General features: G+C 72.6%; 20 protein-coding genes. 7 read left to right on the forward strand and 13 right to left on the reverse strand.

Annotated elements, in window-relative coordinates:
- Positions 1-6: 6 nt before the first annotated feature.
- The 3 genes from AB0C01_RS20965 to AB0C01_RS20975 form a co-directional block, all read right to left on the reverse strand.
- The gene (locus AB0C01_RS20965) at positions 7-3675 is read right to left on the reverse strand and encodes an ATP-dependent DNA helicase (RefSeq protein ID WP_357571863.1); all 3669 of its coding nucleotides are present in this window, start codon (positions 3673-3675) and stop codon (positions 7-9) included.
- A gap of 187 nt (positions 3676-3862) precedes the next feature.
- Positions 3863-4408, reverse strand: coding sequence for a TIGR00730 family Rossman fold protein (locus tag AB0C01_RS20970; RefSeq protein ID WP_357246783.1), 546 nt, complete (start codon positions 4406-4408; stop codon positions 3863-3865).
- The gene (locus AB0C01_RS20975) at positions 4408-5274 is read right to left on the reverse strand and encodes a TIGR00730 family Rossman fold protein (RefSeq protein WP_357246786.1); all 867 of its coding nucleotides are present in this window, start codon (positions 5272-5274) and stop codon (positions 4408-4410) included. Before AB0C01_RS20975 ends, AB0C01_RS20970 begins: the two co-directional genes overlap by 1 nt.
- Before the next feature lie 153 nt (positions 5275-5427).
- Between AB0C01_RS20975 and AB0C01_RS20980 the strand changes: the two genes are divergently transcribed.
- On the forward strand, positions 5428-5601 hold the full coding sequence (locus tag AB0C01_RS20980) for a hypothetical protein (RefSeq protein WP_357246789.1): 174 nt from the start codon (positions 5428-5430) through the stop codon (positions 5599-5601).
- A gap of 42 nt (positions 5602-5643) precedes the next feature.
- On the opposite strand, the gene dapE is transcribed toward AB0C01_RS20980, so the two are convergent.
- Positions 5644-6717: a succinyl-diaminopimelate desuccinylase gene (gene dapE / locus AB0C01_RS20985; protein WP_357246792.1), complete on the reverse strand. Its 1074-nt coding sequence runs from the start codon at positions 6715-6717 to the stop codon at positions 5644-5646.
- A 78-nt stretch (positions 6718-6795) separates the two neighbouring features.
- Here dapE and dapD point away from each other — a divergent pair, with 78 nt between their 5' ends.
- Complete coding sequence (gene dapD / locus AB0C01_RS20990; protein WP_357246795.1) at positions 6796-7755, forward strand: 2,3,4,5-tetrahydropyridine-2,6-dicarboxylate N-succinyltransferase; 960 nt, start codon at positions 6796-6798, stop codon at positions 7753-7755.
- Between the two features lie 50 nt (positions 7756-7805).
- Here dapD and AB0C01_RS20995 read toward each other — a convergent pair whose 3' ends face one another.
- Complete coding sequence (locus tag AB0C01_RS20995; protein ID WP_357571864.1) at positions 7806-11150, reverse strand: S8 family serine peptidase; 3345 nt, start codon at positions 11148-11150, stop codon at positions 7806-7808.
- Between the two features lie 159 nt (positions 11151-11309).
- Here AB0C01_RS20995 and AB0C01_RS21000 point away from each other — a divergent pair, with 159 nt between their 5' ends.
- Positions 11310-11867, forward strand: coding sequence for a sugar O-acetyltransferase (locus AB0C01_RS21000; protein ID WP_357571865.1), 558 nt, complete (start codon positions 11310-11312; stop codon positions 11865-11867).
- An 81-nt stretch (positions 11868-11948) separates the two neighbouring features.
- On the opposite strand, the gene AB0C01_RS21005 is transcribed toward AB0C01_RS21000, so the two are convergent.
- From AB0C01_RS21005 to fdxA, 5 genes are all read right to left on the reverse strand, one after another.
- Positions 11949-12596: a nucleoside/nucleotide kinase family protein gene (locus AB0C01_RS21005; protein ID WP_357246803.1), complete on the reverse strand. Its 648-nt coding sequence runs from the start codon at positions 12594-12596 to the stop codon at positions 11949-11951.
- Complete coding sequence (locus AB0C01_RS21010; RefSeq protein WP_357246806.1) at positions 12596-13246, reverse strand: SIMPL domain-containing protein; 651 nt, start codon at positions 13244-13246, stop codon at positions 12596-12598. Before AB0C01_RS21010 ends, AB0C01_RS21005 begins: the two co-directional genes overlap by 1 nt.
- Before the next feature lie 10 nt (positions 13247-13256).
- Positions 13257-14270 carry a prephenate dehydrogenase/arogenate dehydrogenase family protein gene (locus tag AB0C01_RS21015; protein ID WP_357246809.1) on the reverse strand — a complete coding sequence of 338 codons (1014 nt, stop codon included), beginning with the start codon at positions 14268-14270 and terminating at the stop codon, positions 13257-13259.
- Between the two features lie 154 nt (positions 14271-14424).
- On the reverse strand, positions 14425-15534 hold the full coding sequence (gene dapC, locus AB0C01_RS21020) for a succinyldiaminopimelate transaminase (protein ID WP_357247175.1): 1110 nt from the start codon (positions 15532-15534) through the stop codon (positions 14425-14427).
- The gene (gene fdxA, locus AB0C01_RS21025) at positions 15531-15857 is read right to left on the reverse strand and encodes a ferredoxin (RefSeq protein ID WP_091422126.1); all 327 of its coding nucleotides are present in this window, start codon (positions 15855-15857) and stop codon (positions 15531-15533) included. Before fdxA ends, dapC begins: the two co-directional genes overlap by 4 nt.
- A 97-nt stretch (positions 15858-15954) precedes the next feature.
- On the opposite strand from fdxA, the gene AB0C01_RS21030 reads away from it, so the two are divergent.
- Entirely contained in the window at positions 15955-17046 is a 1092-nt protein-coding gene (locus tag AB0C01_RS21030; RefSeq protein ID WP_357571895.1) for a GNAT family N-acetyltransferase, read from the forward strand.
- 374 nt (positions 17047-17420) lie between these two features.
- On the opposite strand, the gene AB0C01_RS21035 is transcribed toward AB0C01_RS21030, so the two are convergent.
- The 3 genes from AB0C01_RS21035 to mshB all read right to left on the reverse strand — a co-directional run bounded on the left by AB0C01_RS21035 (position 17421) and on the right by mshB (position 19449).
- Positions 17421-17885 carry a hypothetical protein gene (locus AB0C01_RS21035; protein WP_357247178.1) on the reverse strand — a complete coding sequence of 155 codons (465 nt, stop codon included), beginning with the start codon at positions 17883-17885 and terminating at the stop codon, positions 17421-17423.
- 65 nt (positions 17886-17950) lie between these two features.
- On the reverse strand, positions 17951-18400 hold the full coding sequence (locus AB0C01_RS21040) for a hypothetical protein (RefSeq protein WP_357246814.1): 450 nt from the start codon (positions 18398-18400) through the stop codon (positions 17951-17953).
- Positions 18401-18414: 14 nt separating this feature from the next.
- The gene (mshB, locus tag AB0C01_RS21045; RefSeq protein WP_357571896.1) at positions 18415-19449 is read right to left on the reverse strand and encodes an N-acetyl-1-D-myo-inositol-2-amino-2-deoxy-alpha-D-glucopyranoside deacetylase; all 1035 of its coding nucleotides are present in this window, start codon (positions 19447-19449) and stop codon (positions 18415-18417) included.
- A gap of 86 nt (positions 19450-19535) precedes the next feature.
- Between mshB and AB0C01_RS21050 the strand changes: the two genes are divergently transcribed.
- The 3 genes from AB0C01_RS21050 to AB0C01_RS21060 all read left to right on the forward strand — a co-directional run bounded on the left by AB0C01_RS21050 (position 19536) and on the right by AB0C01_RS21060 (position 23000).
- On the forward strand, positions 19536-21680 hold the full coding sequence (locus tag AB0C01_RS21050) for a prolyl oligopeptidase family serine peptidase (RefSeq protein ID WP_357246820.1): 2145 nt from the start codon (positions 19536-19538) through the stop codon (positions 21678-21680).
- Positions 21681-21805: 125 nt separating this feature from the next.
- The gene (locus AB0C01_RS21055; protein ID WP_357246822.1) at positions 21806-22726 is read left to right on the forward strand and encodes an alpha/beta hydrolase; all 921 of its coding nucleotides are present in this window, start codon (positions 21806-21808) and stop codon (positions 22724-22726) included.
- 61 nt (positions 22727-22787) lie between these two features.
- Positions 22788-23000 (forward strand): DUF1737 domain-containing protein, encoded by a 213-nt coding sequence (locus AB0C01_RS21060; protein WP_357246825.1) that lies wholly within the window; start codon positions 22788-22790, stop codon positions 22998-23000.
- Positions 23001-23004 lie beyond the last annotated feature (4 nt).

The following is a 23004-nucleotide window of genomic DNA, read 5'->3' on the forward strand; positions in this document are numbered from 1 at the left end:
ACCCGCTCACTCCTCGCCCTCACGGTTGCGTCGGACGGTCGGCGGCTCGACGACCTGACGCCCCTGCCCGGAGACCGGGCAGCTGGTGCGGACCGGGCAGACCCGGCACTTCGAGTTGGCCACCGCGGCGAACGTGGCGGCTGCCATCGTATCGGCGGTCCTCCGGACCAGCGCGGTCGCCCAACCGGCCGCCGGTCCCTCGCCGGCCGCCGGCTGGTTCTGTTCCCGGGCGTCCTTCGCGGAGGTGCCGAGTTGCACGAGCGCCGCGCCGCCGGACTCGTCACCGAACTCGGCGAACGCGCCCGCCTCCACCGCCGCCTGGTACGCGCCGAGCTGCGGGTGCTCGGCCAGGTCGGTGCCGGTGACGGCGGTGGACTTGCCGGTCTTCAGGTCGATCACCACGAGCCGTCCGGACTCGTCGACCTCCAGCCGGTCGACCCGGCCGGTCAGGTCGACGGGCCGGTGCGGGTCGTCCAACCGGACCGCGAACTCGTGCTCGATGGCGAGCAACCGACGCGGATTGGTGGCCAGCCAGCGCAGCAGCTTGTCGACCATCGCCTCGGCGCGTTCCCGCTCCGGCCCGGCCATCCACCGGGCGGCCAACTCGATGGCGTCGAACCGGGCGGCCACGTAGTCGAGCAGCGCACCCCGGTCGGCGCTGGCGTCCTCGGCGAGCATCGCGGCGGCGTGCACCAGGTTGCCCACCCCCTGCGCGGTGCTGGTCGGGCCACTGCCGCCGTGCCGTTCCAGCAACCACCGCAGGCTGCATCGCAGGGCGCTCTCCATGGCCGACGGGGTGACCCGCACCGGCTCCCCGTCCTCGACGAGCGGCCGGTCGTCGGAGAGCGCGCGCAACCCCCACCAGTCGTCCGGGTGCGCGCCGGGAACCCCGGCGGCGGCCAGCCGGGCCAACTGGGCCGCCGCCGCGCGCCGCCGGCCCGCCGGGGCGGCCGGGTCGGTGATGGCGGTACGCAGTTCGGCCACCAGCGCCGGCAGCGTCAGCGCCCGAGGTGGACGGGTCACCGGCAGTGCCCCGGGACGGTCCGACTCACCGTCATCGCCGGTCGTGCCGTTCGTCGCACCGGCCGCGGCAGTGGTCGTGCCGGCAGTCGCGCCGTTCGTTGCGCCACCGTTCGCGCTGTTCGGCGCTCCATCGGCGGCGGGCGTGGCCTCAGGTGGGCTGGGGGCGGGGTCCTCGGTGCGCGGACCCGGTGGCGGGGGCGGGTCGGCCGGCCCGGCACTCGGCGGGCTGGGCGGCCCGGCACTCGGCGGGCTGGGCGGCCCGGCACTCGGCGGGCTGGGCGGCCCGGCACTCGGTGGGGTGGGACCCAGCTCGTGCAGGAACCGGCTCGGCTGCTCCTGGTGGTCGTCACCGCCGACGGCGGCGGAGGCCACGGCGCTGACCAGCAGCCGGTGCCGGGCCCGGCTGATGGCGACGTGGAAGAGCCGGCGTTCCTCGTCCAGCAACGCCGAGGTCTGGCCCACCACGTTCGCCCTGGTGGCGCCGTCGACAGAGCGGCCGGCCAGCACGTCGACCAGCCGCTCGGAGCCGAGCAGGCTGCCGCGCAGTCGCAGGTCCGGCCAGATGCCCTCCTGGACGCCGGCCACCGCGACCAGGTCCCATTCCAGGCCCTTGGCAGCGTGCGCGGTGAGCAGGCGTACCGCCGCACCCCGGTCGGCGGTCGGCGCGATGGTGTCGGCCGGCAGGTCCTGGGCGAGCACGTGGTCGAGGAAGACCTCGGTGCGGGCACCCGGCAGCCGGTCGGTGAACCGGGCCGCCGCGTCGAAGAGAACCAGGACGGCGTCGAGGTCCCGGTCGGCCGCCTCGGCCCGCCGCCGCCGGGCCAGGTCCCCCTCGCCGGCCGCCGGCCGCCCCTGGTTGATCGCACCCGCCCAGCGCTCGGCGAGACCGCTGGCCTCCCACACGGCCCAGAGCACGTCCTCGGCGGTCGCGCCCGGCCGGGCGGCGGCTTCGCGTGCGATGGCCAGCAGCCCGGCCACCGCCTGCGCCGGCTCCGCCCAGCGCCGCTCGATGCCGGCCAACTCCTCCGGGTCCTGCAACGCCTCGACGATGAGTTCCCCGGACGGGCGGCGGTCACCGCCGGCCAACGCGAGGGCTCGCAGGCCCTGCCGCAGCCGCCGCTCGGCCAGCGGGTCGGCCCCGCCCAGCGACGAGTGCAGCAGCGCGACCGCCGACTCCTCGTCCAGTCGCTCCGGCTCCAGCGCGCAGCGCAGCAGGAGCAGCAGCGGGGCGACCGCCGGTTGCAGGTGCAGGGGCAGATCCTCACCGTGCACCACGGTGGGTACGCCGGCGGCGTGCAGCGCCCGTCGCAGGGTGGGCAGCTGCAACGCGGTGGACCGCACCAGCACCGCCATCCGCGACCAGGGCACGCCGTCGAGCAGGTGGGCCGAGCGCAGCGCGTGGGCCAGCCAGGCGGCCTCACTTGTCGCCGACCGGAAGGTGTGCACCTCGACGGTCCCGGGTGGCGCGTCCGGCAGTGGGTGCAGCCGGCGGTGTGCGGCCGGGCCACGCAGCCGGCGGCCCAGCCGGGCCAGGGCGGCGAGCAGACCAGACCCGGCCCGGTACGACGTGGTCAGCAGCACCTGCGCGGCGGGCGCTCCGGAGGCGGTCCGGAAGCGGTGCGCGAACGTGGTCACCCCGGCCGGGTCGGCGCCGCGGAAGGCGTACGTGGAGGAGTCGGGGTCGGCGAACGCGACGAGCGACTTGCCACCGCCGGCGATCACCGAGAGCAGCTCCAGTTGGGCGGGGTCGGTGTCGGCCAGCTCGTCGAGGTACACGTACGCGAGCCGACGGCGCTCGGCGGCCAGCAGCTCCTCGTCGTCGCGCAGCAGCCCGGTGGCCGCCCGGACCAGCTCCGCCGGGTCGTACGCGATCGAGCCCCGGTTGCTGACGTCGCGCAGCGCGAGCACGGCGACGTACTCCCGGAGGAAGCGGGCGGCGGCCGGCCAGTCGGCGCGGCCGAGCTTCTCACCCAGCCGGGCCAGGTCCATCGGACCCACGCCGCGCTCGGCGGCGCGCATGAGCAGGTCGCGCAGCTGACCGGCGAAGGCCCGGGTCCGCAGGGCCGGGCGCAGGTCGGTCGGCCAGCCGACCGGGTCGTCCTCGGGTTCCTCGCCCACCACGTCCAGCAGCTCGCGGATGATCAGATCCTGCTCCGGGCCGGTCAGCAGGCGGGGTGACGGCTCGCCTCGTTCGGCGGCGGCTCGGCGCAGCAACCCGAAGGCGTACGCCGGGAAGGTGCGCACCAGCGGCTCGCGCAGCACCCGGTGGCCGTCCTGCGCGACCCGGGCCTCGATGCGTTGACGCAGGGCGGTGGCCCCTCGACGGCCGAAGGTCAGCACCAGGATCCGTTCGGGGTCGACCCCCTCGCTCACCCGGGCGGCGACCGCCTCGACAAGCGTGCTGGTCTTGCCGGTGCCGGGGCCGCCGAGCACGAGCATCGGCCCGTTGGTGTGCCCGACCACCTCGGCCTGCACCGGATCGGCCCGCCAACCGCCGCCGTCGACCGTCAGCTCGGACCCGGCCACGCGATCGGGCTCAGCCGACGCGCCACCGGACGTGCCCCCGCGGGCGGGCACGGAAGCGCCGTCCGGCGTCGTCCCGTCCCCCCGCGGCGGTCCCCCGGACCGCCGCACCAACCGGTACGCCTGCATCAGCTCATCCCATCAGACCCATACGACACCCACCCAATCCCCCACGCCACCCCAACCCCACCCCATCCACCCCCGTCGATCATGAGGTTAGCGGCGCGACACGCCGACAACAGCACCGCCAACTCCATGATCACCGGGGCCGGGCCGGGCCGGGGTGGGGTGGGGTGGGGTGTCGGGGCAGGGTGGGTCAGGTTAGGCGGGACTCCAGGGCGTCCAGGGCTTCGGGGACTGTGGTGGTCACCGTCAGGAGGTTGCGGCCTGCTGATCTGAGGAAGTTCTGGTTGGTCAGGCTGTCCAGCCAGTCCAGCAGGGGGCGGTAGAACCCGTCGGTGTCGATCAGCACCATCGGCTTCGCGTGCAGGGCGAGGGTCGCGGTCGTCCAGACCTCGAACAGCTCGTCCAGGGTGCCCAGCCCGCCGGGCAGGGTGAGGAACGCGTCCGACTTGTCGATCATCAGGGTCTTGCGGCCGGCCATCGAGTCGGTCACCAGCAGCTCGTCCGACGCCAGGTCGGCGACCTCCAGATCGACGAGCGACTGCGGGATCACCCCCAGGGTGCGTCCGCCGGCGGAGCGGGCGCCGTCCGCCAGCGCGCCCATCATGCCGACGCAGCCGCCGCCGCTGACCAGCGTGTGGCCGCGCCGGGCCAGCTCCGCACCGGTCTCGGTGGCCAGGTCCAACCAGCGCTGGTCCAGCGTGCGGGAGGACGCGCAGAAGACGCAGATCGCGGCCATCACCTGTCCCGTGGCTGGTCGGCCGCCTGCGCGGCGGCGGCCTGCTGGTCCGCGCCGGTACGCGCGACCGCCTCGTCGCGGACCGCCTCCTGCTCGACGGAGAGCGCGGCCTCCGCCTCGACGATGTACCGCACCGCGGCGCCGACGTCGTCGGTGAGACAGATCAGGTCCAGGTCGACCGGCCCGATCTTGCCACCGGCGGCCATCGTGTCGCGCATCCAGTTGAGCAGGCCCTGCCAGTAGTCGACTCCCATGAGCACCACCGGGAACCGGGTGACCTTGCCGGTCTGCACCAGGGTGAGCGCCTCGAACAGCTCGTCCATGGTGCCGAACCCACCGGGCAGCACGACGAACGCCTGTGCGTACTTGACGAACATGGTCTTGCGGGCGAAGAAGTAGCGGAAGTCGATCGCCAGGTCGACCCACTCGTTGAGGCCCTGCTCGAACGGCAGCTCGATGCCGAGCCCGACGGAGAGACCACCGGCCTCGCTGGCGCCGCGGTTGGCGGCCTCCATCACGCCCGGCCCACCCCCGGTGATCACCGCGTAGCCGGCTCGGGCCAGCGCGCCGCCCACCTGCTCGGCCAGCTGGCACTCGGCGCTGTCCGGGCCGCTGCGGGCGGAGCCGAACACGCTGACCGCGGGCGGCAGATCGGCGAGGGTGTCGAAACCTTCGACGAACTCGGAGAGGATGCGCAGCGCGCGCCAGGCGTCCCTGGTCTTCCAGTCGCTCCGCCCACGCGAGTCCAACAACCGTTGATCAGCGGTACTGCTCGGGATCGACCCCCTGCGCAGCGTGACCGCGCCGCGGTGTCGTTCCTGCCCCGGACCGCGACCGGCCTCCCGCCCGTTGTTGCTCTGGCTCATGGGGCAACCGTAGTGGAGCGGCACCTCGCAGGTGTGCGGGGCGGGGACGCCGCGAAATAGTTCGGGATCATGGGCAACTAATTCGCTCCCCCGTACGTCTTACTATTCACATACCGGGTATGCCCGGCGCGCGCCTTCGGGGGAGGAGACAGCGTGATCAGTAACAGCGAGATGATCCGGATCCGTCGCCAGATGCAGCGACGGATCCGAGACGTGGTGGCCGAACGCCGCCGCACCCGACTGCAGGACCCACCCCTGGTCTCCCCCGCCGCCGCGCCCGCAGGAGCCGATCAAGAGGTTTGCGTCGCCGACAACGGGCCCGGCTGACGCAAACCTCTTGATCACCGGGGCGAGCCGGGTCAGGCCGGGTCAGGCCGGGGCCAGCCAGCGGTGCAGGGTTGCCGCGCCGTCGCGGATCTTGCTGATCTCGACGTGCTCGTCCTTGTGGTGGGCCAGGTTCGGGTCGCCGGGACCGAAGTTCAGCGCCGGGATCCCCATGGCCGCGAACCGGGCCACGTCCGTCCAGCCCAGCTTGCCGATCGGCGCCGCGCCCACCGCCGCCAGGAACTCCTTCGCCGGAGCCGCCTCCAACCCGGGGGTCGCACCGGCAGCCGCGTCGGTCACCACCACGTCGAAGCCAGCGAACACCTCCCGCAGGTGCGCCTCCGCACCCGCCGGGTCGCGATCCGGCGCGTACCGGTAGTTGACCTCGATCTCGCACCGGTCGGGGATCACGTTGCCGGCGACCCCGCCGATGATCCGTACCGCGTTCATGCCCTCGCGGTAGTCGCACCCCTCGATGGTGACCCGGCGCGCCTCGTACGTCTGGAGACGCCGCAGCACTTCGGTGGCCGCGTGGATGGCGTTCACCCCGTGCCAGGAGCGCGCCGCGTGCGCCCGCTCGCCCGTCGTCGTCACGAGCGCGCGCATGGTGCCCTGGCAACCCGCCTCGACGATGCCGTACGTCGGCTCCAGCAGCACCGCGAAGTCCGCCTCCAGCCACTCCGGGTAGGCCTGGGCCACCAGGTTGAGCCCGTTGTACCGCGACTCGATCTCCTCGGCCTCGTAGAAGAAGTACGTCACGTCGTAGCGCGGGGCGGGCAGGGTCACCGCCAGGTGCAGCGCGTACGCGGTGCCGGACTTCATGTCCGAGGTGCCGCAGCCGTACATCAGGTCGCCGCGCATGGTCGACGGGAAGTTGTTGTTGAGCGGCACCGTGTCGAGGTGCCCGGCCAACACGACGCGCTGCGCCCGACCGAGGTCGGTACGCGCCATCACGGTGTTGCCGTGCCGGTGGGTGGTCAGGTGCGGTACGCCCCGCAGCACCTCTTCGACACAGTCGGCGATCGCCTTCTCGTTGAGGGACACGGACTCTATGTCGACCAGCGCGCGGGTCAGCTGTACCGGATCGGCGAGGACCTCGGGGGTCAGCGGGTTCTCCATGGTTCGCACGGTACCTTCAGGTCTGTCCGCGCGAGGAGTGAGCTGAGGCCGACCCGGCCGCGACCGAGAGGTGTAACAGTGACGTCCGCAGATTCCGCCTGGGGTATTGGCCTGGCCACGGTCACGGCAGATGAGCAGGTGCTCGACACCTGGTACCCGACCGGCAAGCTGGGCCTCGGTGAGCTGCCGCTGGTCGCCGGGGAGGACAAGTCGGACGTGCTCGACCTGCCGCCGGCGGCGCTCGGTGACCGGGCACTGCCCGGTCTGCGTACCGTCCAGGTGGTCACCGTGATCGGCTCGCTCGACGACCCGATCAAGGACGCCCCGGACGCGTACCTCCGGTTGCACCTGCTCTCGCACCGCCTGGTGCGGCCCAACCAGCTCAACCTCGACGGCATCTTCGCCAAGCTGGCCAACGTGGCCTGGACGTCCGCCGGGCCGTGCCCACCGGAGCGGGTGGACGAGCTGCGGGTGATCGAGCGGGCCGCCGGCCGCCACCTGTCGGTGTACGGGGTCGACAAGTTCCCCCGGATGACCGACTACGTGGTGCCGTCCGGGGTGCGGATCGCCGACGCCGACCGGGTCCGCCTGGGCGCGCACCTGGCGGCCGGCACCACCGTGATGCACGAGGGCTTCGTGAACTTCAACGCCGGCACCGTCGGCACCTCCATGGTCGAGGGGCGGATCGTGCAGGGCGTGCTGGTCGGCGACGGCTCCGACATCGGCGGTGGGGCCTCCATCATGGGCACCCTCTCCGGCGGCGGCACCGACAAGATCAGCATCGGTGAGCGGAGCCTGGTCGGCGCGAACGCCGGCGTCGGGATCTCGCTCGGCGACGACTGTGTGGTCGAGGCCGGCTGCTACATCACCGCCGCGTCGAAGATCACGCTCCCCGACGGCCGGGTGGTCAAGGCCCGTGAGCTGTCCGGCGTCGACGGCCTGCTGTTCTGGCGCAACTCGGTGACCGGCGGGCTGGAGGCCCGGCCCCGCACCGGCCGGGGCATCGAGCTGAACGCCGCCCTGCACGTCAACAACTGACGGACCCGCCGGGTCCGCGGCACTCGGCCGCGGACCCGACGGGGTACGCCTCAGCGCAACCGGTACGCCTGGATGATCCGCTGCGTCACCGTGTTACCCGCGGTGTCCCGGGCGGTGGCCCGCAGCGACACGTGACCGGTGCCCGCCGGATGCCGCAGCAGAGCCGACCAGCCGTTGGCGGAGGAGCGGACCAGCTTCGCCGTGGCCCAGGTCTTCCCGCCGTCGTACGAGACGTCGACAGTGAGCTTCTGCACCCGGGCGGCCGGCGCGCCGGGCTGCCGCTGCACCCGCACCGGGACGACGAAGTCCTGACCCGCGGGTGCGCTGTTGTCGACCCGCAACGGCGGGGTGAAGCGCACCGCCGACAGCGGCAGTCGGGCCGGTGTGTCACCGGTGACGTGCCGCGACCGGAAGGTCCAGGTGGATTCCACCTCGGTGCTCAGGTCGGTGAAGCTTCGCTTCGAGGACGCGACGAGGCGGTAGTCCGCCCTACCCGGCGGCACGGTGAACTCTCCGTAGCCGGCGTACTCGCTCTCGCCGACCAGCTCGCCGTTGCGCCAGAGCGTGGTGTGCTCACTGTCGCTCAGTGACGCGCCCGGGTGCCCGGCCGCGTCGCTGAACATCGGCACGTCGGCCAGGATGGTGTCGCCGACCCGGCTGACGCTCTGGTGCGGCCAGCGCGGGTTCGGGAAGGACGGCGAGTACGGGGCCTGGTTCCAGATCTCCTGCACCGTCCGCCCGGCCCGGTACGCGGTGGCGGTGGAGAAGAGCGCTGCCCGCGGGTTCAACCAGCCCTCCTCGTCCCGCGTTCCGAAGTAGATGTCGGTCTCCCACTTCACGCCCCTGGTGTTGTAGTGCTCGACCCGCTGGCCGGGCACGACGGTGGGCAGGACCAGGGCGGAGCCGCCGACGTTGTACTCCAGGACGGGGTACACGGTCCGCTCGGCCTCCAGGTCCGGGTAGCCACCGCGGAAGCGGTGCACGACGGTGGCCAGATCCCGTCGGGTGTAGTCGCGGACGAACCCCGTGGGCATCCGGCCGGGGATCGCCTCGGCCAACGCGTACAGGTACGGGCTGTTGGCCGTGTCCGGCTTGGTCCACTGGCTGCTGACGGTGGCGACGAACCGGTCGGCGGAGACCGCCTTGCCGAGCTGGCCACTGGTCAGGCCGGTGAACGTGTCCGCCCAGAGCCCGACGCCGTATCCACTGCCGTCGTCGGCCGTGAAGTTGCCACTGATGTCGATCAACTCCGGGGCGGCCCCCCGCTCGGGGACGGTCGTCCGTACCGGCTTCGCCCGGCGGGCGTCCACGACTATCCGGGTGTCCCGTTCGACGGTCAGTTCGGGCTGCACCAGGACGGACACCCCACCCGACTCATCGTCCGGCGCCGGCTCGAAGATAATGCTGCTCAGGCCGTAGTGCCCCTTGGGCAGTCGCACGGTGGAGACTCCGTCGACGCCCTCAAGGTCCCACCAGGCGAAACCGTCCAACCCGACCAGGCTGCTCGAATGGTCAGCGGTGCGCTCGCCGGCGCGGTTCAGGTGCTCCATGGTCAGCGTGTAGCTCTCCACCTCCCGGTGCACAGCCAGCGGGGTGACCGCGACCGCCGCCCCGGACCGGGCCACGATCCGCCCGGTCCAGTAGCCGTCGGCGTCGCCGAGCCGGGTGTCCGCGGTGACGGTCGTGGCGGCCGTACCGCCCGCCGGCACGGTGAGTTGGTTGGCGCCCAACACGAACAGACCGGCCGGCAGCGCACGACCGCCGGGGCCGGCGCCCTCGACGCCCAGGTCCACGGTGACCGGGTCCGGACCGTCGTTTCGCCAGGTCACCGTGCGGATGATCGGGGCGTCGTCGGCGTGCGGCCAGAGCGCACGCCCGAACGAGACGCTCACCGGGTCGCTGGTGATCGCCTGGGTGGTCGCGTGCGCGACGTCGACCCGCCCGGCGCCCTGCTGGTAGGCGGTCTGGTCCGGGTGCGGCTTGGCGGCGGCCATCAGGGTGGCCTTGAGCCGGTCGGCCCGCCACCCGGGGTGCTGCTGGGCCAGCAGCGCGGCCGAACCGGCCACGTGCGGGGTGGCCATCGAGGTGCCGGAGAGGGTGACGTAGCGGTCCCCCACCGGGTCGCCGATGACGCCGGTGGCGGACCGCGCGGCGACGATGTCGACGCCGGGCCCGGTGATGTCCGGCTTCAGCGCCTCGTCGCCGACCCGCGGTCCCCGGCTGGAGAATTCGGCCAGCTCGTCGTCCCGGTCCACCGCGCCCACGGCGAGCCCGGCGTCGGCGCTGGCCGGGGAGCCGACCGAGCCGTCCGAGCCGTCGTTGCCGGCGGCGAGGACGAACAGCGTGCCGGTCTGCGCGGTCAGGGTCTGCACCGCCTCCTCCAGCGGGTCGACCTCGGGGGTGTCCCAACCGCTGAGGCTCATGTTGACCACGGCGGCCTTCTTCTCCACCGCGGCCCACTGCATGCCGGCGAGGATCGCCGAGTCGGTGCAGCCCTGGTCCTCACAGACCTTGCCGTCCAGCAGCGTCGCGTCCGGCGCCACACCCCGGTACTTGCCGCCGGAGGCCGCGCCGGTGCCGGCGATGGTCGAGGCCACGTGGGTGCCGTGGCCGATCATGTCCCGAGCTTCGGGGACCTCGGTGAAGTTGCGCGCCTCGGCCACCTTGCCGGCCAGGTCCGGGTGGGTTGCGTCGACGCCGGTGTCCAGCACCGCGACGGACACTCCCGTGCCGGTGAACCCGGCCGCCCAAGCTGCGGGTGCGCCGATCTGCGGCACGCTGTGGTCGAGGGTCACCCGGCGACGGCCGTCCAGCCAGATCCGCTCGACGCCCCCCGCCGCGTCGATACGGGCCCCGGCGGGGCCGGTGGCGACAGTCGCCCAGACCGCGCCGAGGGAGGACTTGTCGCTGTGCAGGGCGGCGCCGTGAATCGCCGGTAGGTCGCGGGTCACCCGCGTGCCGGGCAGGGCGGCCGGGGCGCGCCGGGCGGAGCCGGTCTCGCCGTACGTCACCAGCAGCGGCAGGTTGTCCCGGCGGGCGTCGTCGTAGCCGGCGGCGATCAGCCCGGTCACGTCGAACAGTCGCCGGTCGACCCGGCCGGCGCGGACCAGTGGCAGGGCGTCCTCCGGCAGCACGGTCAGGTGACCGCGGACGCGGCTGGTGAGGAAGCGCAGGTGAGCACGCTCGGGACCGGGGCGGACGGCCGCGGACCCGGACGCGGTGACGGTGACCCGGTCTCCGGTGAGCAGGGTGACCGTCTTCGCGGTGGCGCTGGCGGTGGGCGCGCCGGTCGCGGTACGCGGGGCGGCGTCGGGGGCGATGGTCGGTGGGCTGGCCACGGCGATCGCCGGAGTGCCCAGGACGAGGGCGGCGATAGCGGTGATGGCGGTGGTCATTCTGCTGCGTCGATGCAACGGATCCTCCTCGGTGGAGCGTTTGTACTGCGAGACGTGCATAGACCGCCGTCAGTATTGCATACCCGGTATGCAAAAAAGGGGTCGAAAATATGACGGACCTGCCAACCAGCAGCGGAGTCGGCGGGCATCATCGACCGGGTGACCTCCATGAAGGACCGGATGCTGGCCGGCGAGCCGTACCTCGCCGACGATCCCGAACTCATCGCCGACCTGGACCGGGCCGCCCGCCTGATGGAACGCTTCAACACCAGTCCCGCGGCAGATCCGCAGGGGCGGCTGGGGGCGCTGCGCGAACTGCTCGGTGACGTGGGCGAGGACGCGTGGGTCCGCCCACCGTTCTACTGCGACTACGGCTGGCAGATTCGCATCGGCCCGCGCAGCTTCGTCAACTACCACGCCGTCTTCCTCGACGTCGCGCGGATCACCATCGGCGCGGACGTCCAGGTCGGACCGAACGTGCAGCTGCTCACCCCGACCCATCCCGTCGATCCCGGCCCGCGACGGGACAAGTGGGAGGCCGCCAAGCCGATCACCATCGGCGACAACGTCTGGCTCGGCGGCGGCGCGATCGTGCTGGCCGGAGTGTCGATCGGTGCGAACACCGTCGTCGGCGCAGGCGCGGTGGTGACGCGGGACCTGCCCGCCAACGTGGTCGCCGTCGGCAACCCCGCCCGACCCATCCGTGACCTGGACTGACCCCACCGACCCCACCGACCCCGGCGGGTCCGGCCGCCGCCGGCACGGGCGGGCAGACCACGCTGGCTTCGAGCCCGCCGGTCAGGCCGGCGGCGACTCCGGCAGGCGGACCACCAGGTCGGCTCGGTCGGCGGTCGGAGTTATCCGGGCCGCGTTGGCCTCGTCACTGCCCAGCGCCCACTCGCGGGCCTGCTCCGGCGACCGCCCGAACGCCTCGTGTCGGGCGGTCAACCGCCGATGGCGCAGGTCGGCGTCCAGGTCGAGGAACCACGTCTCGTGCAGCAGCGCGCGCACCTCCTGCCACGGAAAATCCGGCAGCAGCAGGTAGTTGCCCTCGGTCACCACCAGCCGGACCGACGGCGGCACCTCGATCGCCCCGGCCACCGGCTCCTCCAACTCACGGCGGAACTCCGGCGCGTACACCGAGGTGGGCTCCAACCGACGCAGTCGGCGCAGCAACGAGACGAACCCGTTGGCGTCGAAGGTGTCCGCCGCGCCCTTGCGGTCCGCGCGGCCCAGCCGGACCAGCTGGGACTGCGCCAGGTGGAAGCCGTCCATCGGCACCAGTCTGGCGGCCGACCCGACCGCGGCCACGACCTGCTCGGCCAGCGTCGACTTCCCCGCGCCCGGCGCGCCGGCGATGCCCAGCAGTTGCCGCGGACCGGCCTCGGCCAGTGCCAGCGCGCGCTGCACCAACTCGTCGACCGACAGCACGTGAGCCGGTGGCATCAGTCGAGGACCGGCGCGCTGATCGTGAACCGCGCCTGCACGGCCGCCTGGACGGTCTGCGGCTGCGGGTCCAACTCGAGTTCCGGCGGGCCGCCACCCGGGCCGCCACCTCCGGCGAACGCCGCACGGGCGAACATCGGCCGGTCCGCCGGCCCGGCGTCGGCCAACTCGAGCAACGAGGTGACCTGGGCACCGAGCGCCTCGGCGTACTCCCGGGCGCGTACCAGCGCGTCGCGGATCGCGGCGTGTCGGGCCTCGCGGTGCGCGGGGCTGTCCGGGCGAAGCTCCCACCACGGCCCGGCCACCTCGACCTGGTCCTGGTCAGCCAACCGGAGCATCAACTCGCCGAGGGCGGTGAAGTCGGTGACGGTGACCGTGGTGGTCACGCTGCCGTGCCAGGCGACCACCCGTTCACCGGAGCGACGGGTCTCCGGCCGCACCCGCAGATCGCCGGTCTCCCGCCGTGCCACCGCTGGCCCGGAGCCGTCCAGCAGCACCCGGACAGCAGCGGCACGCTCGGCCAGCCGGGTCAGGGTCGCCTCCCGATCCCGGTCCCGCGCGGTCGCGGTGACCGCGAACCGGGCCAGCTCGGGCGGCACCTCCCGGTACGCCTCGCCGCGCACCTGCACCACCGGACCGTCCGCCGCCATGCCTCTCAGCCTAGTCAGCCACGGGCCGCCGCGCCGTGTAGGAGACGGTGTCGACGCCGACGTGCAGACCCGTCAGGTGACCACCGGCCACCCCCAGCTCGCACAGCCAGGACACCTCCGCGGCGTGGTCACCGCCGATCGGGAACTGCCTGTCGTACGCGTCGAACCGGCGATCGCGCAACGCCGCGCGGGCGGCACGTGCCTCGTCGTACCGGGCCGTGAGCGCCGGTGCGTCGCTGGCGCTCAGCGCGGCGGTCAGGTCGTCCAGGAACGCGGTGACCTCGGCCAGCTCGCGCAGCACCCGCTCCCGGTTGCCGAGCAGCATGTTGGCGGTCCGACCGGCGGGGGTGCCGGCGACCCGGGTGCCGTCGGAGAAGCTGCCGGCGGCGAGCGCGAGTATCGCGTCGCGCAGCGGGGCGCGCTGCACCGCACCGGCAAGCGCGCCGGCCAGCAGGTGCGGCACGTGTGAGGCGAGCGCCGCGACCGAGTCGTGCTCCGTCGCGGACATCGGCACCACCTGGGCCGCGAAGAGGTCCACCAGCAACTCGGCCAGCCAACGGAACGCCGTCGTGGCCGGCCCAGCGGTGGGACAGAGCACCCAGGCGGCGCCGCTGAGCAGCTCCGGCCCCGCCGCCGTCAAGCCCGCCCGGTCGGTGCCGGCCATCGGGTGGCCGGGCACGAACCGGTGCGTCAGCCCGTGCGTGGCGGCGAACGCCGCCACCTCCGCCTTGGTACTGCCCACGTCGGTCAGCACACAACGCTCACCGGTCATCGCGGCCACCTCGACGAGCGTCGCCGGCAGCGTCGGCAGCGGCCCGCAGAGGAAGACCACGTCCCGGTCGGCCACCGCCTCGACCAACCGGTCCGGAGCGGGTACGCCCAGCCGGCGGGCCTCCCGCCGGGTGCCCTCGTCCGGATCCCACCCGGTCACGTCGACGCCTGCGGCGTGCAGTCGGAGCAGCACCGAACCACCGATCAGGCCGGTGCCGACCACCGCCGCCCGCACACCGGGGCTGTCCACCATCCGCGTACCTCGACGTTCCTGCTCGGGTGTGGGGCAGGTCGGGCCGAGGATATCGTCCGGGGCCGGCGCGGACGCCGGTCAGCCCTCGGCGGCCATCGCGTCAGCCCGTGATCCGCAAGATCGTAAATCCCGGCGAGGCCGCCCGGACGTACGGTCAGACCTGGGCGAGGCGGGCCGCGACGCCCGCGATGTGCTCGTCGGACTCGGTCAGCGCCGCCCGTACGTGCTGCTGGCCGCCAGGACCGTAGAAGACGCCGGCGGCGACCAGGATGCCGCGCCGCGCCAGCCAGTCGACGGTCTGCCAGCAGTCCTCACCTCGGGTGAGCCAGAGGTAGAGACCTGCCTCGGAGTGCTCGACGGTGAACCCGGCACCGGTGAACGCGGCGGCCAGTTTCTCCCGCCGTGCTCGATAGCGCTCCCGCTGCTCCTCGGCGTGCCGCTCGTCGTCCAGCGCGGCCACCATGGCCGCCTGCACCGGCGCGGGCACGATCATCCCCGCGTGCTTGCGCACCTTCAGCAGCTCGGCGACGAGCGCTGGATCACCGGCGACGAACCCGGCCCGGTAGCCGGCGAGATTGGATCGCTTGGACAGCGAGTGCAGGGCGAGCAGCCCGGCATAGCTGCCACCGCTGACCTGCGGCGACAGCACCGAGACCGGCTCCGCCGACCAGCCGAGCGGCAGGTAGCACTCGTCGCTGGCGACCACCGCGCCGCGTTCCCGAGCCCAGTCGACCACCTTGCGCAGGTGCGCCGCGGGCAGCACCCGACCGGTCGGGTTGCCGGGCGAGTTGACCCAGACCAGCCGGACCCGCGGGGTCGGCCCGACCGAGGTGAGCGAGTCGGTGCGGACGACTGTCGCGCCAGCCAACCGGGCGCCGTCCTCGTAGGTGGGGTACGCGATCGACGGCACCACCACCACGTCACCCGGGCCGATGCCGAGCAGCGTGGGCAGCCAGGCGACCAGCTCCTTCGAACCGATGGTCGGCAGCACACCCAGACCGTCGACCCCAGCACCACAGGCTCGGGACACCCACGCCGCGATCGCGGCCCGCAACGCCGGGGTACCGGCGGTCAGCGGGTAGCCGGGAGCATCGGACGCGTCAGCCAACGCCTGGCGGATCACCTCGGGCACCGGGTCGACAGGCGTACCCATCGAGAGGTTGATCAGGCCCTCCGGATGGGCCGCGGCCAGAGTGGCCGCGGCATCCAGGGTGTCCCAGGTGAACTCGGGCAGCCGCGACGAGACCGGCGCGGGCCGGTTCAGTGGCCCTCGCCGCGCGGTGGCTGCGCGGCGACGAAGGTGGCGTCCTTCTCCACCTTGCCGATCTTCGAGGCACCGCCGGGCGAGCCCAGCTCCTCGAAGAACTCGTAGTTGGCGCCCGTGTAGTCCTTCCACTGCTCCGGGACGTCGTCCTCGTAGAAGATCGCCTCCACCGGGCAGACCGGCTCACAGGCACCACAGTCGACGCACTCGTCGGGGTGGATGTAGAGCATCCGATTGCCCTCGTAAATGCAGTCGACCGGGCATTCCTCGATGCATGCCTTGTCGAGCACATCCACGCACGGCTCGGCGATGATGTAGGTCACCGGTCTTCTCCTCCGCAAGACACGCCGCGATCACCCGCGACGGTAAGAGCCTAGTATCTCGCCGGGGAGGGGGTCGATCGTGCTCCGACAGCAGGATGTGGGATACCGAATCGTAGTCCGCCGGATTGTGGGGATTCGCGAGGGCCGACCGCTCTTCTCCGACGCCCTCGGCGAGCTGGTCGAGCTGAGCGAGACTCATCTCACGCTCTCCACCGCACAGGGCCATCTGCGCGTCCCGGTCGCGCAGGTCCACCGCGCCAAGCGGGTGCCGCCCACCCGCCGGCCAACCGCCGCGGCGGTCGTCGCGTTGGAGCGGGCCGCCGACGAGGCCTGGCCGGCACCGACGCGGGGCCAGCTCGGCGACTGGCTGCTCCGCTCGGCGGAGGGCTGGAGCGGGCGGGCCAACTCGGCGCTGCCGATCGGCGACCCCGACCGACCGCTCCCCGCCGCCGTAGACGCGGTCGAACGCTGGTACGCCGAACAGGGCCAGCCGCCGATCATCAACACGCCGCTGCCCCTCGCCGCCCCGGTCGGCGCCGAACTGGACGCCCGCGGCTGGGCCGCCCGCCCGCCGGTCCTGGTGCAGACCACGCCGCTCCCGCTACGACCGACCGGCACCGCATCGGCTGCCCGATCCACCACCACCGAGCAGCCCAGCGCCGACGGGGACACCGGCACGGCCACCACCGACGGGCAGGCCGGCGCAGACGGGCAGGCCGGCGCAGACGGGCAGGCCGGCGCAGACGGGCAGGCCGGCGCAGACGGGCAGGCCGGCGTGTGGAGCAGTGCGGTCGTTGAGCTGGCCAGCGCGCCGAGCGCGGAGTGGCTGGCCGTCGCCGCCGGCCGCAAGGGCGGCCTGCCGGACGCCGCTCGGCACGTGCTCACCGCCGTGGACCTGGTCCGTTTCGCCCACGTGTACGTCGACGGCACGCTGGTGGCGGTCGGCCGAGGCACGGTGACCGGCCAGGGGCGCTGGCTGGGCCTCAGCCTCATCGAGGTTCTACCGGCCGCCCGCCGTCAAGGGCTGGCTGTCCGGGTGATCCACGAGTTGGCCGGCTGGGGCGTGTCCAGTGGCGCGACGCACGCCTTCCTCCAGGTCGAGCAGCACAACACGGCGGCGGTGGCGCTCTACCGGCGACTCGGCTTCAGCACACACCACACCTACCTGACCCGAGTCGCCCCACAGTGACGAGGACCGGCGCACAGGGGCAAACCCGCGCACGTGGCGAGCCGCGCACGTGGCGAGCCGGGCACGCGTAGCGAGCCCGGCTCCGTGATCGGCTCGACTTCCAGGAAGTCGTGGCGTCCGCCAGCCCAGGACGGCCCGACTTCACGAAACCCGAGTTGACCAACAAGAAGTCGGGGCATCCGCCCCCTCGGGACAGCCCGACTTCACGGAAGCCGAGTTGATCAAACCGCGAGCCCGGGCAGCGCAGACCCGCCCGAGCCAAGCCCGCCCACCCACGCACGCACGCCCAACCACGCACGCCCAACCACGCACGCCCGCCCAACCACGCACGCCTGGCTTGTCAGCGGTGCGGTCGGTCGTGGCGTGCGCGCTCGTCAGCGGCGGACGACGCGGCGGGGTTTGGCGGCTTTGACCTCGGCATACCGCTTGAGCTGCCACGAGCGGTAGTCACGCCCCAGCGCGGTGAGCACCAGGTAGCCGATCAGCACCCCGGCGACGGAGGCCAGCAGGTACAGCCAGAGCTGGGCGAAGAACGTCGGCGCGCCGCCAGCGAACGGATTGTGGCCGATCAGCAGAGGCCCGACCAACACGGTCAGCAGCATCGCCGCCAGCACCACGAGGGCCATGTCGGCCGCCCAGTCCGCCAGCGGCCGGCGACGACCCCAGCGGAAGGCGACCACGGCCAGGGTCACCCCGATCACCGCGAACATCGCCAACGACACCCGGTCGGCGGCCGTGTCGTCCTGCTCGAAGCCGAACCGGATGATCAGCCGGGCGACCACGTTGACCGCGAACAGTGCTGCCACGAGCACCGCGATGTCACGCCACCGTCTGTCCACCACCGGACCTCCTGCCGTACGCCCCGTCGCGGGGCTCACATCCCTGGCTGGAATATCTACCACCCTTACCTGGGTGGCGTCATCAGCCCGACCGTGGACGGCGGAGCGAGGATCTGCCGGAAGCCCATCACCGCGAAGGTCATCGCACCGGCCACGATCATGGCCAGGCCGACCCAGTTGTCGCCGGCCAGCAACAGGTCACCCTCGTTGGTCCGGATGGCGGCCACCGCCATCAGCGCGAACCAGGGCACCGCCGGCAGCGCCACCGCCCACCTGCGGCCGACCGCCTCGTGCGCGAACCAGCTCAGCACGATGTTGGCACCGACGGCGAGGAGCGCCGACACGCCGATCAACTGCCCGCCGACGCGGACCGTGGAGAGCAGCAGCTCCAGCACCCCGCTCAGCACTCCGGCGACCACCACGACGACCGCGCCGGCCAGCCGTAGGCCCAGGTCGAACAGTCGCGGCGGTGGTCCCGCCGGGGGCGGGGCATCCAGGTCGTCCAGAACCGTCATCGCCGCGGGCAGGGTCACCGGGAACCCGCCGCCGCGACCGAGGACCGGTCCGGCGCGGTCCCGACCGAGGATCGGTCCGAGACGGTCCCGACCGGAGACCGGTCCGAGACGGTCCCGACCGGAGACCGGTCCGAGACGGTCCCGACCGAGGACCGGTCCGGAGCAATCTCCTCGGGGAGCCCGGCGAAGAGGTCGTCCTCCCAGGCGTACGGCCCGGAGCCCGGTCCCTTCTCGCCGACCGCGAGGGTGAAGAACTCCACGCCCATGAACTCGCCGCCGAAGTTGCCGGCGATCGAGTAGAGCCAGGAGGTGGCCGGGATCTGGGTGGCGTGCGCCCGCATCGCGTCTTCCTTGGCCGCGTGCTGGTCGGTGCCGTCGATCCGGGCGGCGATCTGGTCGTCCGGGGTGCCGAAGGGAAGGTCGGCGATGTCGGCGATGCCGCCGAACGGGTTGTCGGAGGACCCGGCGAAGTGCGCCATGCCGGCTTCCAGGACGCTGAGCGGCATCGCGGTCCAGTAGACCTTCAGCGGGGCGCAGCCCTCGGCGGCGGCCAGCTCGACAGCGCGCATCGCGACCCGGTGGGCCTGGATGTGGTCGGGGTGGCCGTAGAAGCCGTTCGGGTCGTACGTGATCAGCACCTGCGGCCGTACCTCTCGCATGATCTCCACGAGATGCCCGGCGGCCTCGTCGAGGTCGGCCTGCCAGAAGGCGCGGGGGTGTTCGTTGGTGGCGAGCCCCATCATCCCCGAGTCGCGGTAGCGGCCGGCGCCGCCCAGGAAGCGGTGGTCGCTGACGCCGAGCGCGGCGCACGCGGCGGCAAGCTCGGCGATGCGGTACCCGCCGAGTTGGTCGGCCTCGGCGGCGGCGAGCTGGGCCAGCGCGGGCACGTGGATCTCGCCCTCCTCGCCGAGGGTGCAGGTCACAAGCGTGACGTGGGCCCCGTTGGCGGCATAGTGGGCCATCGTCGAGCCCGTGCCGATCGACTCGTCGTCGGGGTGCGCGTGGACCAGCAGCAGGCGGCGGTCGGGCAGCATCGTCACGACGGTCACTCTAACCGGCGGCCAGGTCCCACCGGCGTCGACGCGTCCGCCCAGGTCGGCCACATCACCTCCCGTACCGCTCTACGATTTGGTCTGTGGACTTTCCGGAGCTGGCCGCCCGCACCCGCCGGTTCAGCCACGGCGCGCCGCGCGCTGTCTCCGTGGCCGACGACGGCTCCCGGGTGATCTTCCTGCGCTCGGCCGGGCCGGAGGACCCGGCGGACGCGCTCTGGTTGCTGGACGTGGCCACCGCCGAGGAGCGCCTGATCGCCGACCCGACGACCCTGCTGGGCGAGGGCGGCGACGTGCGGTCCCTCTCCCCCGGCGAACGCGCGCTTCGTGAGCGCTTACGGCTCAGCGCCGCGGGCATCGGCTCGTACGCGCTGGACGCCGCCGGGCGGATCGCGGTCTTCGCGCTGGCCGGGCGGTTGTTCCGGGCCGATCTGGTGCACGGTGACGTGGTGGAGGTGGCCACCGTCGGTCCGGTGCTGGATCCGCGTCCCGACCCGACCGGGCAGCGGCTGGCGTACGTGACCGACGCGGGCGAGGGTGTGCGTCGCGGCGAGCTGCGGGTGATCGAGGCAGACGGCACCGACACCCTGCTGGCCGGCGAGGACGCCGGGGTGAGCTGGGGGTTGGCCGAGCACATCGCGGCGGAGGAGTTCGGCCGGTTCCGGGGGTACTGGTGGGCGCCGGACGGGCGCATGGTGCTCGCCGCCCGGGTCGACGAGTCCCGCCTGGATCGCTGGCACCTGCACGACCCGGCCGAGCCGGCCAGCGCGCCGACCGCCGTGGCGTACCCCCGGGCTGGTGGGCCGAACGCGGAGGTCAGCCTGCACCTGCTGGACCTCGACGACGGCTGGGTCGACGTGCACTGGGACCGGGAGACCTACCCGTACCTGACCGCGGTCAGCTGGGTCGAGGGCAGCCCACTGATCACCGTGTTGCGGCGGTCGCAGCAGCACGGGCTGGTGCTCGCGGTGGATCCCCGGACGGGTGAGACGCAGGTGCACGCCGAGCTGGCCGATCCGCGCTGGGTCGAGCCGATCACCGGCACCCCGGCGCACCTGCCGGACGGCCGGGTGCTCGTCGGCGGGGAGTTGGCCCACGACGGGTACGACGCGCGGTGCCTGTTCGCGGACGGCACACTGCTCACTCCGCCGTCGCTGTACGTGCGGCGGGTCGTGGGTCGGCTGCCGGCCAGTTCCGGGCCGGCCGACCTGCTGGTCGAGGCCAGCGACGGTGAGCCGAGCGAGCGGCACCTGTTCCGGGTCCGCACCACCATCGGCGGTGGGGTGGACGCGCGCCGGATCACCACCGACCCGGGTTGGTACACCGCCGCCGTGGGCGGTGACGTGCTTGCCGTCGGGATCGCGTCGCTGGACCACGCGGGGGTGCGGTGGACGGTTCGGCGCGGCGACCAGGAGTTGGCCGAGCTGCGGTCGCTGGCCGCCACCCCTCCGTACTCTCCGCTGCCGTTGCTGGAACGGGTGACCGATCGGCGGTTGCCGGCGGCGGTGCTCTACCCGGACAACCACGTGACGGGCCGGCGGCTGCCGGTGCTGCTGGACATCTACGGCGGGCCGGGGCACCAGGAGGTCGTGGCGGCACGGGCCGCGTGGTTGGAGCGGCAGTGGTGGGCCGATGCCGGGTTCGCGGTGGTCACCATCGACAACCGGGGTACGCCGGGGGTGGCCCCGTCGTTCGAGAAGGCGATCCACCGGCGGATGGCCGACGTGACCCTGACCGACCAGATCGACGCCCTGACCGCGCTCGCCGGTAAGCACCCCGACCTGGACATGGCACGGGTGGGGATCCGTGGTTGGTCGTTCGGCGGGTGGCTGGCCGGGTTGGCGGTGCTGCGCCACCCGGAGTTGTTCCGGTGCGGGATCGCGGGCGCGCCGGTGACCGACTGGGCGCTGTACGACACCGCGTACACCGAGCGTTATCTGGGGTTGCCCGAGGACGGCATGGACGTCTACGCGCACCACTCACTCGTCGAGTTGGCCGCCGAGCCGCTCACCGGCCCCGACCAGGCCCGCCCGTTGCTGCTGGTGCACGGCCTGGCCGACGACAACGTGGTGGCCGCGCACACGCTCCGGCTCTCCGCGGCCCTGCTGAGCACCGGCCGCCCGCACGCCGTCCTGCCGTTGACCGGAGCCACCCACATGGCCGCGAACGGCACCGCCGAGCGGCTGCTCCCGCTGGAACTCGACTTCCTCCGTACCCATCTGCTGTAAGCGGTGTTCGATAACTGATTTCGGCACGTCGGGGGCCCTGTCGCATGCCATGCTGACGAAGCGGGACCCGGCGCTGAGATTGCCGAGGGTGATACCGCTTTCCCTCATTCCGAAAGGATTCGACAATGGTGGGCATTGCGCAGAAACCCTCGGTCGCCGCCGTCCAGGAAGGCGAGTTCCCGGTCACGCACTTTCGTACGGCGACCGTGAACGGAATCGATATCTTCTACCGCGAGGCCGGCCCGGCCGACGGCCCGGCCGTCCTGCTGCTGCACGGATTTCCCACGGCGTCCTCGCAGTTCCGCCACCTGATCCCCCTGCTCGCCGATCGATATCGGGTGATCGCGCCGGACTTTCCAGGTTTCGGTCACAGCGCCAGCCCGGACCGGTCGACGTTCGACTACACCTTCGCCAACTTCGCCGATCTGATGGACGGCCTCCTCGGCCAGCTCGGCGTGGATCGCTATGCGCTCTACTGTTTTGACTACGGGGCGCCGACGGGGTTCCGGATGGCCCTCAAGGGACCTGAGCGGATCAGCGCGCTCATCGTGCAGAACGGCAACGCGTACGAAGAGGGGCTGAGCGAGTTCTGGGATCCGATCAAGGCTTACTGGGCGGAGAAGACCGACGAACGCCGTCAGGCCATCGCGTTCATCCTCAACTCCGACACGGTCAAGCAGCAGTACACGGCGGGGGTGCAGGACCTCAGTCGGCTCGACCCCGACCGGTGGGCCCACGACGACATGCAGCTCGCTCGCCCCGGCAACGCGGACATCCAGCTGGATCTGTTCTACGACTACGGCAGCAACGTCACGCTGTATCCGGAATTCCACGCCTTCTTCCGTGACCACCAGCCGCCGACGCTTGTCGTCTGGGGCCAGAACGACCCGGTCTTCCCGGCCGCTGGCGCCCACCCCTATCGCAAGGACCTGCCGGCGGCCGAATTCCACCTGCTCGACACCGGCCACTTCCTGCTGGAAGACAAGATCGACGTCGCTGCGCCGATGATCCACGACTTCCTCGACCGCTCCATCGGTCGTTCCTGATCGGAGAACGGGTTGGGGGCTGGGGACTGGTCGCCGGCATCGCAGCGGGGAGAATGCGGCGGTGTCGGATTTCACGAAGCCACTCGGCTACCGTCTCATCACCGGACCCGATGACGCCGAATTCTGCGCCCGCGTCAGCGCGCTTCTCGATGAGGGCTATCGACTGCATGGGTCACCGGCGCTGACCTACGACGGCGAACGTGTCATCGCCGCTCAGGCGGTGGTGCTGCCACACTCGGTCGGAGCCGAGGCGGCCACGGACGACGCCAGGTAGGGCC

Source organism: Micromonospora sp. NPDC048905, from assembly GCF_040649655.1.
Classification (GTDB): domain Bacteria; phylum Actinomycetota; class Actinomycetes; order Mycobacteriales; family Micromonosporaceae; genus Micromonospora.

Bases quoted from the DNA above. Each gene is read 5' to 3' on its own strand.
- AB0C01_RS20965 (WP_357571863.1), bottom strand. From the start codon at position 3,675: ATGCAGGCGTACCGGTTGGTGCGGCGGTCCGGGGGACCGCCGCGGGGG.
- AB0C01_RS20970 (WP_357246783.1), bottom strand. From the start codon at position 4,408: ATGGCCGCGATCTGCGTCTTCTGCGCGTCCTCCCGCACGCTGGACCAG.
- AB0C01_RS20975 (WP_357246786.1), bottom strand. From the start codon at position 5,274: ATGAGCCAGAGCAACAACGGGCGGGAGGCCGGTCGCGGTCCGGGGCAG.
- dapE (WP_357246792.1), bottom strand. From the start codon at position 6,717: ATGGAGAACCCGCTGACCCCCGAGGTCCTCGCCGATCCGGTACAGCTG.
- AB0C01_RS20995 (WP_357571864.1), bottom strand. From the start codon at position 11,150: ATGACCACCGCCATCACCGCTATCGCCGCCCTCGTCCTGGGCACTCCG.
- AB0C01_RS21005 (WP_357246803.1), bottom strand. From the start codon at position 12,596: ATGCCACCGGCTCACGTGCTGTCGGTCGACGAGTTGGTGCAGCGCGCG.
- AB0C01_RS21010 (WP_357246806.1), bottom strand. From the start codon at position 13,246: ATGGCGGCGGACGGTCCGGTGGTGCAGGTGCGCGGCGAGGCGTACCGG.
- AB0C01_RS21015 (WP_357246809.1), bottom strand. From the start codon at position 14,270: ATGGTGGACAGCCCCGGTGTGCGGGCGGCGGTGGTCGGCACCGGCCTG.
- AB0C01_RS21040 (WP_357246814.1), bottom strand. From the start codon at position 18,400: ATGACGGTTCTGGACGACCTGGATGCCCCGCCCCCGGCGGGACCACCG.
- AB0C01_RS21055 (WP_357246822.1), top strand. From the start codon at position 21,806: ATGGTGGGCATTGCGCAGAAACCCTCGGTCGCCGCCGTCCAGGAAGGC.